Below are 13,708 nucleotides of genomic sequence, written 5' to 3'. Positions count from 1 at the left end.
TTGAATATAAACGGATTTTAAAGCTGGCACGGTGTTTGCTACAGGTAGTACATCGAACGAGAAATCGTTTATCCGATTACCCACGCAAGGAAACACACCATGAAAAAGAATCTACTGATCGCCACCCTTTTTGCAACTTGCGCTGCAACTGCAGCTTGGGCTAGCTCCACAGATGCTTCTGCTCCTGCAAGTTTACGTGCTGATGCCAATGATGCTTCCGTCCCTAGTCGTGTTGTAGCCAATGTAACTGATGCTTCCGAACCAGCAGGTTTGCGTGCTGATGCCAATGATGCTTCTGTTCCTGCCAGTGTTGTAGCTGAAGCCACTGATGCTTCTGCACCAAGCAGCCTACGTGCAGATGCTAATGATGCATCCGTACCGACCAGCATCGTAGCCGATGCAACTGATGCTTCTGTACCGAGCAGCCTGCGTGCTGATGCCAATGACGCCTCTGTACCAAGCAGCATTGTTGCCACAGCAACAGATGCCTCTGCCCCTGCTGGCTTAGTAGCCGATGCCTCGGATGCTTCTGCTCCGGCAAGTGCAAAGATCGTTTAAGCACTCTTCAGCGAAATATAAGCTGCGAAAAAACCACGACGAAAGTCGTGGTTTTTTTACGTCTTTTTCAAAGATCAAACCAGATAAAGCCGCCTAATTGCTGCCTTTCTGCGCATCAATTGGCCAGCAGCTCACCCAATACCCGCTTTAAAACCAGGCTTTTTATCTTACGCATCCATCTGCAAACCCCAAGCTCACGAGCACAACCACTAAAACACTGATCGTCGCCAAGTAGCAACGCCATTTATATATAAAAATCAACACCTTATAAAAAACAGCCATTTTGTGTCGTGCAATAGAGACAGCAAATTATCCGACGCCAGCCAAAAAAATAACTAAGTAATTGAATATAAAGAGATTTATTTTCTGGCACAGCACTTGCTACAGTAAGTATATCAACGAGAAATCGTTTATATCTTTACCACACAAAAGGAAGTACACCATGAAAAAGTATCTACTAATTGCATCCATGATTGCCAGTTTCGCGGCTACTGCTGCTTGGGCAGATATTTCCAAATGGGTGGATAACTCAGATATCCCTAAGGTTGCAGAAATGCATGCCGATGCGCGCAGCACCACACCGCCGGATATGATGACCGACACGCCAAGAAAACCCAATCAGGCAGACGATGCTTCAGCCCCCACTAGCACCGATCCTATCCCTTCATCCCCACTAGATGATGATGGTTTCGGTGATTAAGCCGCAGCGAAAAACAAAAAGCCACGATTTAGATCGTGGCTTTTTTATGGGTAACACATTGAGCGGCTACTGGCCCCACTTAAACACACGCAGCGACTCTCCACCCTTGATTAAATAGCCAGAATTAGCCTGCCAAGGTGTTGCCATATAAACAACACCAGACTTATTTTATTTACTCATCATTATCATTTGCACCAAGGCATGATTAAATGCAGTTCTTGCATTTGCTAACCCCATTCAAAATCAGACATTATTTATTTCGAACAAGGAAACACAATATGAAAAAATTGCTCATCGCACTGCTGCTCGGAACATCAGGCCTAAGCTATGCAAACTCTGCTTGCGATGTACCAAAAAATGATTTTGACGGCCTCTATTGCCTGAATAAGGTTTATCAAGAAGCAGATAAAGAACTCAATGAGAATTTTAATAAATTAAAAGCAAAACTCGACAACAATGGCAAAAGCAGCCTAAAACAAGGCCAATTAGGCTGGATGAAAGAGCGCAATAATAATTGCTCCAAAAAAGAAAACAGTGGCTTTTACGTCAATCTAGATTGCGCCGCCAGCACCACCATCCAACGCTCACAATTCCTGCAAGACCGAATTCGCGAATGTGCTAGCTCGGGTTGCCAAAATAGCAAACTGTAATCGGCACTCATAGCGCATAAGCCGCCTTATCCATAGCGATGTACACGGGGGGAAATCCGGTCTGGGCCAGATCATTCATCCAGCAAAATCCCCTCTCTTTTTGTTCATACAAAATCTTACATAAACCACCTGCATTATCTTTCTGATAATTAATAATTCACTGACTAAACTACACAATCTCCCCCCAGCTTGAGCTTATGCTCCCTGTCAAACATTATGCCTACTGGCTTATTCCACTTTATATATTAAGTGGCTGGCTAGGCTTGGCGCTGGCGATTCCACCTGGCTATGCAACGGCTATTTTTCCGCCAGCAGGGATAGCGCTTGCGGCCTGCTTATTATTGGGGAGTAAGGCAATTCTCCCTATCTGGCTGGGTGCCTTTCTTTTAAACAATATCCTAGCGTGGGCCAACGGACATTGGTCGATCAGTAACACGCAGCTGGCGGCGATGATTGCCAGCGCCTCATCCCTACAAGCCTTAGCTGGCATGGCGCTGGTGCAGCGCTGTTTTAAAGAAAAACTTCAGCTGGATGAGCCAAGCAATCTACTCACATTGTTTTTACTCGGCGGACTAGCCTACTGCATTGCCGCAACGCTAGCGATAGCCAGCCTAAGCTATATGGGCATCGTACAGCCCGCCGATTTAGCCTACACCGCGTTTACTTGGTGGGTGGGGGATATATTAGGAGTGATTATTTTTGCGCCCCTCGTGCTGATTTGGTTTAATCCCGCCTACAACCGCCAAAGCATGCTCAGGTCGATTTTGCTACCGATGGTTATTGTGCTGACCCTCTTAGTGGCTTTGTTTTTTCAAGTAAGTAGCTGGCAAAACCAACGGATTCGAGCGCAATTTGTTGAGCGTGCCACAAGAGAAAGTGAGCAGTTGCGCGAACACTTAAATAATTATCACGTTATCTTGCAAGCAACAGCGCGCTTTATTGTCAGTAGCCCAAAGATGACACCAGAGCAGTTCTCTCGTTTTTCCTCCTCCTTTATTGAAGCCGAGCCTGCCTTGCAGCGCTTAGAATGGGTGCCCATTTTAAGCCACGATCAGCTATCCACCTTTACCCAAGAACAGCGCGTTTATCAGCCTCATTTTGCTATTTTTGAGCGCAATGCAGCAGGTCAACGTGCCCCTTTAAACCATCGTAAAAGCTATGCGCCCGTTAGCTTTATTGAGCCGCTCTTAGGCTTGAAAGATCGAATTGGCTTTGATTTGATGTCCAGCCCCGAATACGCCAGCTTACTCAAGCAAACCGCAGCGCGCGGCGAAATGACCGCATCGGCTCGGCTACCGCTGATTATGGGCAAAAGTAACCGCGTTTTTCTTGTGCAGCCCGTCTATGCAATCGATGCGAAACCCGGTACACCACAAAAGCAGCGCCAGCCGCCATCGGGCTATGTCCTCGCCGAAATGGCCATTGATAAAGTGCTACGCACGCCGGAAGGACGAACAAGCCTATGTTTATTTGATGAGAATAAGGGCCAATCACAGCAACTTGATTTTCAACCCCATTGCACAGGCATATTGCAACACGAAGTGCATTACCCAATCGGTGGACGGCAATGGCGAATGGTGTTTACCGCCAATAATGATTACCTCGTTGCACAGCGTAATTGGGCAGCTTGGATGATGTTAGTTGGTGGCTTGCTGATGGTGGCCTTATTTGAGGTTTTCTTACTCACCATGGTTGGGCGTAAATCGCGGATTGAAGCGCTGGTGGCTCAGCGCACCACCGAGCTGGCGCTAGCAACGGCAGCGGCAGAAGCTGCGACTCGGGCCAAAGGCCAATTTTTAGCCACCATGAGTCATGAAATCCGCACCCCCATGAATGCAATTATTGGCCTCTCTTGGCTAGTACAACAAACCGAATTAACAGAAACCCAGCATGATTATCTCCGCCATATCGAAAGTGCGGGGCAATCACTACTCGGGGTGATCAATGATATTCTGGATTATTCAAAAATTGAAGCCGGCAAGCTGACCCTAGAGCGCGCTACTTTTGATTTAGCCTATGTGCTCAATGGCTTGGGCTGTGTAGCGGGCATGGCGGCATGCAATAAACCCATCAAACTCTGGTTTACACTAGCGCCCAATGTGCCACGTGAATTAATCGGCGATTCGCTACGCCTGTCACAGATCTTAATTAATTTATGCAATAACGCGATTAAATTCACCGAAACCGGCTCGGTACAGCTCTCCATTAGCGTTGCATCCTTGGAAACCAATTCTTGCAGCTTGCAATTTGCCGTCAGCGACACGGGTGTGGGTATGAGTGAAGAGCAGGTGGGCAAATTATTCCAATCTTTCAGCCAAGCCGATACTTCAACCACGCGCAAGTACGGTGGATCAGGCCTAGGGCTTGCCATCAGTCAACGCCTAGTCAATATAATGGGGGGGCACATTACCGCCACCAGCTCGCCGGGCAAGGGCAGCTGTTTTACCTTTACCGTGCCGCTTGATTTGCACACCGAAAAAATGCTCTCTTGGCACTGCGTACCGCCTCTATTACAGAACCTAAGTGTACTCATGCTAGATGAGCAAGATGACGAACCAAGCGGCATGCAAGCGATGCTAAAAGACTTGGGCTGGAGAGTCCAATACTGTACCGACCTTGAGGTACTACCCAGCCTGTTGGCAAAAGAGAAAATCGATGTGCTATTACTGGGCGCTGAGCTATCACAAAAACGAGTGGAATACACCCTAGCCCAAATCACGCCGCAGGAGAATCACCCCCTTGTTTTACGCACCAGTAATTATGGCTATCTACAGCGAGACCAAGCCGAGCTTGAGGCGGGCGTGTCATCGGTATTACATCAGCCTGTACTGCCTACCCATATCCTTGATGCAGTTCTGGCCTTATTGGTCAAAAAGAACGAAGGCCTTGCTCCCCTTGATGAACCAGAATTACTGCCTTTAAAAGGAATGCACTTGCTGGTGGTTGATGATAGCCCGCTTAATTTACGCGTTGCCGAAGGCATCTTACTAAAACATGGCGCAGATGTAGATACGGTAGAAAGTGGCGAAGCGGCCCTTGTAAAATTAGCCGAGGAGCCCACCTATGCGGCGATCTTAATGGATATTCAAATGCCGGGCATGGATGGCTATATGACCACCCAAGAGATGCGTAAGCAATACAGCAGCGATCAGCTCCCCATCATCGCTATGACCGCCAATGTTCAGGAAGAAGACCGCCAGCAAGCCTTTGCCAGCGGCATGACCGACTTCCTTGCCAAACCCGTACAAGTCACTGCCATACTGGCAGCTTTGCTTAAAATTAAAAGTAGAACGAATTAGCAAAGGGAGTTAAGCATCAAAACCCAAATCTTGAACCACGGAGGCCACAGAGAACACGGAGTTTCACGGAGAAAAACTGGAGGCTAGATATTCATTTCTCGCTACGAAATATCGTCATTCCCGCGTGACTTTGGCGGGAATCCAGCTGCGCTGCTAGATCCCCGATAAAAACATTCGGGGATAACGGTTTTATTTGATACGCCATTTAGAGATTATTTCGAGCATTACCCTAAAGAAGACATCCTATTTTTTGTAGGGGCGGCTTTAGCCGCGAAAGCGCTGCTAAGTCCTTTTATATAAACAATCCTGTTGGCATTTATTTTATTGCGTCCACCTAAAACGGACAAAATCTTGAATTTAACTGATAATTCCCTCCCACTATCGATTCATGCTCGCTTATGAAACCAATATCTGTTCGCTCTTTCTATTACATTATTGCGCTGATTATTTTTTTAATCGAAATCACCATCGCCCGTGGGCTGTTTGGCTATGGCTTTATCCGTGGCAGCGTGGGTGATATTCTGGTGATTGCCTTGATTTATGCGCTGTTTCGCGCCTGCAACACACCTCCTTTGCGCAGCGCCCTATTCTCTATCGCTGCGGGCTTTGTGGTTGAAGGGCTGCAATATATTCATCTGGTGGATTTACTTGGTTTACAAAAAGGCAGTGTGCTTTATATCGTGATTGGCAATACTTTTAGCCCGCATGATTTACTGATGTATATCATCGGCGGCGTATTAGCTTGGGGGTTAGATCAGGCTATTTTTAGAATTAAATCACCGATTCAACATCGCTAAATCATCCTAAGCCAAAGCCAATTGCAATAAATGACTGGTTGGTTCTGGCTGCCCGCCATGGCTTAAATTATGTGCCAAGCAAATCTCAATTAGATTGGGCGCAATCGCGCGGGAATAGACTTTTTGCCCTTCGCTGCATTGCGGAAAATCGATGCGCTTATAACGCAAATCAGGATCGCTCCTATCCATGCGCTGATCAATGCGCGCGCGCGGCGAGTGGGTGTAGGCCAAATTAAACACCCCATCCATAGGCCGCCCCACCTCATGCCACTGACCATAAGCACCGTGCGCGGGCAGGCAGGGGTCGAACTCGCCATTGAGCAATTTTCCGACCGAGAATAAAAACGGCGCGTCGTCTTTAAGCAAGGATCGATTAATCACTTTTAGCGTCTCCCCTGGGCAAAGCCGCAGCAGGCCAAGCGCTACGCCCGTTTTGGCCGTGGGCCGCCATGGGTTGCTTGGGTCAGCCAATAAGGGCGGATGCACCGAGATTTCTAGCTGCTCAAACGCCATAATCGCGCCGATGGGCGAGCCTGTTAAACCAAACAACTCCATCACCCAAGGCGACCGACAAGCGTTACCTGCCAGCAACACATCCATAGCAGCGGGCATGCCGCCATGGCTTTTAAATGCGGCTTGCATGGCAGCAAAAAAGGCGATGGCGCCGCGCTCGATCCGCGCCCGCAAATAATCGCGCAGCTCGCTTTGCGGGATCTGAAACGCCACCTCCACTTTTAGCCCGTCCCGATTTAATAGCGGCATCTTGCAAATATCGCCCTCCTCTAGCCCTTCTAAATTGCCGGTTTCGCAAAACGAGCGCAAACGCCCCATCAGCACAATGCTATTGGTGAGCGCCGAGCGGGTTTTTTCTAGAAACATATCCGAGCCAGCAAAATCATCGGCATCTTGCGGCAATAGAAAAGCGATCTTATGCAATCGGCACTGCGGCAGATTGTGGCGAAAGGTGATGTAAGCTAAATTTTCTAGCAATTGCTCCCCGCCCAACATCCTGTCCCCCGACGCGCCAAAGTGCTCGATCACCTCTTCCCAGCCCGCTTCAGCCTCGTCTGCATCGGGTAGGCGGTAATAGCCAAAATCAAAATCGGTGGTGCCACCACCAAAATCAAACACCGCAAATGCCCGCCCCACACCCGCTGCGCTAGGAGAGAGCTGCAAGGCTTTTAGCGCGCAAGCGGCATAGGCAGCAGGCTCTGAGCCACGCTCTTCAACTCTGAATTGAGCGATATGCGGGCCGTAAACAAGGCTTTCTGGCAGGCTGCGCTGCAAGCCATGGCGAAATGCGCTAAGGATATTTTCCTTGGTGTCATGCGGAAAGCTCACTGGAAAAGTCATGTAATAGCGTAAAAATATCCCGCGTTGCCGCCAATTAATAAACATCCCCAAAAACCAAGCGTAAAGCTCAATCGGGTTGAAATCGGCGTAAACATCGTCCACTTTCTTGAATGGATAGTGCTTAAATGGCGGCAGGATACGCTCTTCCTGATGGATTTGATCGCTGATCAGGGTTGGAAACTCATCCAGCGCCCATTGCTTCATGCGGCTAAAAATACTGGCGATGCGCTTAGGATCGGTTTGGTTATCACGCAAATGATCACGGGCCTCGTGGGCGCAATGAACATCTCGCCAATCGACCAAGGGGCGGTACACCTCGGACGTCCACGCCGCCATCAATGCCTGCCAATCCATCACCTCCAGCACGGTGGGGTTTTCATAATCGCCAGCCTGCGGCTGCTCCCATAAATTGCTTTCACCGATGCGCAGCAGGCGATCATGAGCACCTTCTCTAAACGCCACCACCGTGCTACTGGTGCCAAAATCAATCGCCACATTGGCATCACGAATATCCAGTTCGGGGTTACGCGCCCGCATCTGTCCATCATTGGCCAAGGCAATTCTTCTGGCATGCTTGGCGTCTGACACCGGCCATAGCTCCCACAAGCCCTTGGCTGCGTCAGTAAAAGTGCTGCTATCGATGTCGGGTAGGCGGGTACTGATGTAATCTAATTTGCGCAATAAGCTAGGCCAATCGGTGGCATTGCTATCCACGGCGTGAAAGCCATCGTTTTCTGACGACGCTAAGGAGCGCCATCTTTTCCACGCAGTGAGCGCCGCATCAAACTTGCTCGATTTTGGAAAGCGCGCATTGTTGGTCCACGCCCCTAGCCACGTCCAGCCCAGCTCAAACAGCCCCTGCGGATAGCTGCCAGGCCAATCTGCGCAAAGGGTATCGTCCACCGCAATCATATTGGCCGCGCCATCTGGCCCCATAAATTCATCCGGCTGATCAAGGTATAAGCAGCCTTTGTCATACAGCCAGAGCGGGCAATCAAACCAAGCGTGTTCTTCGCAAAGCGGAAAGCCCGGCGCGTAGGCAATATCGATCAACTCGGTGCGAGTCGGCAATCGCCAATTAGCCAGCCCCGCCCATTCCAGCTGCCGCACTTTAGCGTGAGCGTGTGATGAATCCAGCTGCGGCCCTGGCTCGGTGATTTCTTGCCAGATCAAGCCCGTCTGCGGATTAAGAATCACCCCCTCGCCATCACGCCGATACATAAACCAGCCAATCCCCGACTGACTAAACGCATGCCAAGCCTCGCGCCGAGTTTGCAAATGGTGCAGATATAAAAGCTGACACGCTTTAGCGTGAGAAAAGTGCAACTGATCCATGCGTTCAATCCCAATCAGGCCATAGCATCTAGCCTAGGCAAAAATATGGATGAATGAAGAGATTTTTCTAAATTAAGCAGAAATAAAATAGCTATTATGGCTTCGCGTTTAGATCAGCGTTGCACATAGCAATATGCAATTGATCAATCTGCTCTGCTGTTTAAATCAATGAATATTCATTTGTAATCAGCAACAGATTAGTCCCTTACCAACTTAAGATCAAAAACAGACCAAAGCATGGTTTTATGCAGGGTGTGCAGCGAATGTATTGTTGTGCTCCCTGAAAAATGCCGGATCATCATAGAAAATTGAAACTGATCAGATTAATATCAGCCATCGCTGTAAGAATAGTATTTACCCTTGCCTTACATTTTTGTTTCATTTAATCTTGATTCAGTATTTGCTTATTACATTTACCTTAAAAGCACTACTCATTACTTTACCAACAAACAATAAATTAAAACCCGAATATCTTTTATATATCGCACTTTTATAAAAATTAAAACAAATACATTAAATAACGCAGGGCCAAGCAAGTACGCGCAATAAGCCACCCCTTTATCGATGATTTTCCTCCGTTTCAATTGCAATCATTTTGGAGTTATTCGCATGGCATTTACCCCCGCTCAATTTAATCGATTTAAAAACCACCCTAATTTGGATTGGTTGCGCCAGCACGCCGCCTCAAGCCGCGCCATTCATCAAAACACCATCAGATTGAAAATAGAGCAAGCGATTCGATCCGCCTATCCCGATCGGGCTACCGAAGACAATATCAGATGGGTTGCCACAGAAGTTGACACTCCGTGGGGTGAGACTTACCGTGCGCCGGTAGAATATTTGGGACGAGTTCACGCACAAGCCGTTGCAGAAATAGAAGGGAGCAACCCCCAAATGGCCCAAGCGGTACGCATGGTTTTTAACAATACCGCAGATGGCCGCACAGCCCCTGGCACCAGTGGCATTAACCATATCCATGTGGGCGGCAATGCCCAGCTTAATCTGCTATTTGATTCGACCAGCGCCACTATTCTGGGGATTGTTAACGGCCATATGGATAGCCAGATGAAAACTTCTTTGCGCGCAGAAGCCAGCAGGGTATCCAGTCGTAAAGGCGGTGCCACCGTTAATATGAAAGTATCAGGCAATACAGTCAGCCAAGCCTGATCAAGCCTCAAACTGGGTGAAGCCAGCATGGCTTCACCCGATCTGCACTCCCCCTTCTGCCATATGCAAATCATCGACTTACACTCAATCGATTGATTTGATGTACCAGCGCCTCCTCCTCAATTCATATCAAAATCTTCCATAAAACATCTAAAAAAACAAAGCAAACCGTCCTTTTTTCAAGCAGATCCGTCAACTAAAATGCAGCGCTATCTACTGACCTTCAGCGCAGCGCTGTAGAGCTGGACCGGCTTGTTTCGCAATTTAAACTGGAATAAACCTAGGGATCAGTAGCTATTCACATGGTAGCGAAGCTGAATTTGCTTTAAAGACCCGTCTTTCATCATGCCATCGAGCGCATGCTGAAAAGCCAGAAACACCGGCTCGCCCACGCTGACGCGGCTAAAAGCAAAATAGGCATCTTGAGTGCGCCACTCCTGTGGCAAAGGCGCAATTTCATTGGCTAGTTTTAAATCATAAAGCGCCGCCTGCGTCGCAAATAAATCGCCCAGTACTAGATCAACGCGGCCATGCTGAAGCTTACGTAAGTTAATCGCCATCGTTGGGGCAACATCCACCGCCACGCTAGGCGGAGGCGCGTTAAGCCACTGATCCAATTCCTCGCCATAGCTATCCCCACGGGAAACCCCAAGCGTCACCGGCCCAAGCTTGCTTAAATCAGCCAAAGTATTAAAAGACCAGCGCTCTTCTTTTTTCCGCGAAAAAAAATGCACGCTGCTTGGGCGATAAGCCCGTGAAAACAACATCACCCGCACACGCTCAGGCGTTTTTAGCACCTCCATCGCCAGATCAACTTTGCCAACAGCCAGCTCGTTCAAGGTACGCTTCCAAGGCATTTGAGCAAATCGCAAAGGACAATCCGCCCGCCTTGCCAGCTCTACCAACACCTCCACCGCCAAGCCCCGCATCTGGCCATGCTCATCTTTATAATGATAAGGCGGCCAGGTATCCCAACCCACCACCAAAGGCCGCAAGCAGGGGCTGGCCGCAAAGAGGCTGGTGCAAAGCACCAGCATGAGCGCGCACAACCAAGCGAACACTTTGCATTTGTAAATCATCATCCATCCTGTTTACAAAACGGGGGATCAATCACATCAAAGACTTAAACATCCATCTATAGCTACTTTAGAGTACACCGCGGGCAAAGCAATCAATCAAAAAAACGAGCCACCCAATGACTTAGGTGGCTCACAAAAACACGCCGCTCAGAGACAAACGCCCCAAGCATAAAAAATCGTGCGCTTACACAACTAACCCTTCACCCCGCCCGACGTCAGGCCGGATACCATCCAGCGCTGGGCGAATAAGAACAGCATACTGATGGGCAGGCCAGAAAGAATGGCGGCGGCGGCAAAATCGCCCCATAGGTAATTTTGGGTGTAGAGATAAAGCTTGGAGCCAACCGCCAGCGTCATTTTGTTTTGCTCATGCAGCAGCACGGATGCAACGGGGTATTCGATGATGCCGCTAATAAAGGCCAGCAAGAACACCACAAATAAAATCGGCACGGCCATCGGCAAGAGCACGTAGCGGAAAGATTGAAACGCGCTAGCGCCATCGACGCGGGCGGCCTCTTCGATCTCCACCGGGATGGTGTCGAAATAGCCCTTGATGGTCCAGATATGCAGGGCAATGCCACCGGCGTAAGCCAGCACTAAGCTGCCATGGGTGTCGATACCCAGCCACGGCACATAGTTGCCGATTTCATCAAAGATGGCGTAAATGGCGACCAAGGACAGCACCGCGGGGAACATTTGTAAGAGCAGCAAGGCATTCATGCCAAATACGCGGCCACGGAATTTAAGCCGGGCAAACGCATAAGCGCAGCTGGTAGACAGCAGCAAAATGACCCCTGCGCTGATAAAGGCCACTTTCACCGAGTTAAACAACCACAGCAACACGGGGAACTGCGGCTTAATCAGCACACCATCGCCATCCACATAGCTAAAGCCCAGCGCCAGCTTCCAGTGCTCCAGACTAATCGTGTCAGGAATCAGGCTGCCAGCCGCAAAATTACCCGGCCGCAGCGAGATAGAAATAATCATAAAAAACGGAAATAAAATTAGTAGCAAAAAGGCAATCAGCGCAAGATGCGCGCCCAGCACCCGCCATTTATGTGAACGATCCAGCACCATAGCCATTATCGTTTCTCCTCTTGATTAACGCGGGTCAGCTTTAAGTTAATCAGCGACAACACCGCCACCAACGCAAAAATCACTGTAGAAATGGCCGCAGCCAAACCAAAGTTCTGCCCCGAATCCTGAAACGCCAAACGATAAGTGTATGAAACCAAAATATCGGTAGTGCCTGCAGGTACTTTGCTATCAATAAAATCTGGCCTGCCATCGGTGAGCAAGCTGATCAGTACAAAGTTATTAAAGTTAAACGCGAATGAGGCAATCAAGAGCGGCATCATCGGTTTTAAAATCAGCGGTAGGGTGATTTTAAATAAATTAGTCAGTGGCCCCGCGCCGTTGATGGCCGAGGCTTCGTATAAATCGCTTGGAATCGATTTAATCAGCCCCGAGCACAGCAGCATAATGTAAGGGTAACCCAGCCAAGTATTTACAATGAGTATCATCGCCTTGGCATTAAACGGGTCTGAAAACCAAGCGGGCCGCAAGCCAAATAGGCCATTGAGTACCATGTTTATTTCACCAAAACTTTCGTTAAATAAACCACGGAACACCAGAATCGAAATAAACCCCGGCACGGCGTAAGGCAAAAACAGCAGCGTGCGATAAACCCCACGAAAACGCAGCGCTTCCCAATTCAGCACCACCGCCAATACCATGCCCACCACAAAGGTAAACACCACCGTCAGAAAAGCGAATAACACGGTCCAGCCAAGGATTTTAAACATTGGCCCTTGGAAATCGTCACTGGCAAAAATCCGTGTGAAATTACTAAAACCCACATTCACCTTAAAACCCGGAATCAGATTTTCACCTGCGGCTGTTTCATAAAAGCCAGTTTTAAAATTGGGCTTAATCAGGCTGCCATCTTGGGTATTAAGCAGTGTGCCGTCGGCGTTCTTTTGATATAAAAGCTGGGTGGGAGAAAACTGGCTGAGGCTGTTTAAACGCCAAGACTGTGCTTGATTGGGAAAAGTCAGGCGCAGCGCTTTTAACGCTGGCTGTTTGGCAATCACCGTTTTGATGGATTCTTTTTCGGGCAGGTTTTCAGTGCCCAGCGCTTGCAATTGCAGCTGTTGTGGCTTGTTGTCTTCTAACTTAACGGGTGGAGAAACCCAGCTCTGCCCTGCTTCATCGCTTAATTTAAGCCGGTATTGATCCCCAGCCTGATGCAGGGAAAACGCCATGCCAGCGCCATCGGCCGTGGTGGTTTCGCTCAGCATATAGGCCGTTACGCGATCAAAACTCAGCAGATTGGTCGAGCTGTAATTGGTAAAACCAATCCCTGCGGTATACACAGCAGGGAAAACAATAAACACCAGCACGGCCGCCACGCCCGGATAGAGATAGCGGTAAGCGTAAGCCTTGGGTGATAAAAACACCCAGCTGCTCGCGGCCATCACCACCAAACCACCCACGGCGCTCAGCGTATGGCCAGATTGATAAACCCCCAGCAGCAGCCACAAGCCAGCTAATAGCAGCACCCCACCCAACGAAACCAACAGCCAGCGCATATTCAATCCGCTCATTCTATTTTCCCTTAGTCGCATAAACCGGCTGCGCCCTTGCTATTAAATATTTCAAACATCGAAGCATCGTAGTACGGGTGAACCCCGCCGTTTTCTATCGTTTTTCTAGATGCTGTTGCATACCAAAATCTGGCGGGCTTCACCCGCCCTACAGGCACTTCATG

The 13,708-nt window shown here is 48.9% G+C and carries 10 protein-coding genes; 6 read left to right on the top strand and 4 right to left on the bottom strand.

The window, feature by feature from the left end; genetic code table 11:
• Positions 1-99 precede the first annotated feature (99 nt).
• The 5 genes from ACFQNF_RS15240 to ACFQNF_RS15220 all read left to right on the top strand — a co-directional run bounded on the left by ACFQNF_RS15240 (position 100) and on the right by ACFQNF_RS15220 (position 6,004).
• A complete protein-coding gene (locus tag ACFQNF_RS15240) occupies positions 100-558 on the top strand; it encodes a hypothetical protein (RefSeq protein ID WP_380188782.1) in 459 nt (152 codons plus the stop codon).
• A 442-nt stretch (positions 559-1,000) separates the two neighbouring features.
• Complete coding sequence (locus tag ACFQNF_RS15235) at positions 1,001-1,258, top strand: hypothetical protein (RefSeq protein ID WP_380188781.1); 258 nt, start codon at positions 1,001-1,003, stop codon at positions 1,256-1,258.
• Between the two features lie 278 nt (positions 1,259-1,536).
• Positions 1,537-1,908, top strand: a complete 372-nt coding sequence (locus ACFQNF_RS15230; RefSeq protein WP_380188780.1) for a lysozyme inhibitor LprI family protein — start codon at positions 1,537-1,539, stop codon at positions 1,906-1,908.
• Positions 1,909-2,105: 197 nt separating this feature from the next.
• Positions 2,106-5,207, top strand: a complete 3,102-nt coding sequence (locus ACFQNF_RS15225) for a response regulator (protein WP_380188779.1) — start codon at positions 2,106-2,108, stop codon at positions 5,205-5,207.
• Between the two features lie 398 nt (positions 5,208-5,605).
• Complete coding sequence (locus tag ACFQNF_RS15220) at positions 5,606-6,004, top strand: ribosomal maturation YjgA family protein (RefSeq protein WP_380188778.1); 399 nt, start codon at positions 5,606-5,608, stop codon at positions 6,002-6,004.
• A gap of 6 nt (positions 6,005-6,010) precedes the next feature.
• On the opposite strand, the gene ACFQNF_RS15215 is transcribed toward ACFQNF_RS15220, so the two are convergent.
• The gene (locus tag ACFQNF_RS15215; RefSeq protein WP_380188777.1) at positions 6,011-8,692 is read right to left on the bottom strand and encodes a hypothetical protein; all 2,682 of its coding nucleotides are present in this window, start codon (positions 8,690-8,692) and stop codon (positions 6,011-6,013) included.
• A gap of 609 nt (positions 8,693-9,301) precedes the next feature.
• On the opposite strand from ACFQNF_RS15215, the gene ACFQNF_RS15210 reads away from it, so the two are divergent.
• Positions 9,302-9,859: a hypothetical protein gene (locus tag ACFQNF_RS15210; RefSeq protein ID WP_380188776.1), complete on the top strand. Its 558-nt coding sequence runs from the start codon at positions 9,302-9,304 to the stop codon at positions 9,857-9,859.
• Positions 9,860-10,146: 287 nt separating this feature from the next.
• Here the strand turns inward: ACFQNF_RS15210 and ACFQNF_RS15205 are convergent, their stop codons facing one another.
• From ACFQNF_RS15205 to malF, 3 genes are all read right to left on the bottom strand, one after another.
• Positions 10,147-10,941 carry a substrate-binding periplasmic protein gene (locus tag ACFQNF_RS15205; RefSeq protein ID WP_380188775.1) on the bottom strand — a complete coding sequence of 265 codons (795 nt, stop codon included), beginning with the start codon at positions 10,939-10,941 and terminating at the stop codon, positions 10,147-10,149.
• Between the two features lie 189 nt (positions 10,942-11,130).
• Entirely contained in the window at positions 11,131-12,021 is an 891-nt protein-coding gene (malG, locus tag ACFQNF_RS15200) for a maltose ABC transporter permease MalG (RefSeq protein ID WP_380188774.1), read from the bottom strand.
• Complete coding sequence (malF, locus tag ACFQNF_RS15195) at positions 12,021-13,544, bottom strand: maltose ABC transporter permease MalF (RefSeq protein ID WP_380188773.1); 1,524 nt, start codon at positions 13,542-13,544, stop codon at positions 12,021-12,023. The genes malG and malF overlap by 1 nt, the downstream gene beginning before the upstream one ends.
• Positions 13,545-13,708 lie beyond the last annotated feature (164 nt).

This window comes from Iodobacter arcticus, from assembly GCF_042664895.1.
GTDB classification, from domain to species: Bacteria; Pseudomonadota; Gammaproteobacteria; order Burkholderiales; family Chitinibacteraceae; genus Iodobacter; species Iodobacter arcticus.
Note: the sequence above shows the minus strand (reverse complement) of the source record. Positions and strands in the feature narration are given on the sequence as shown.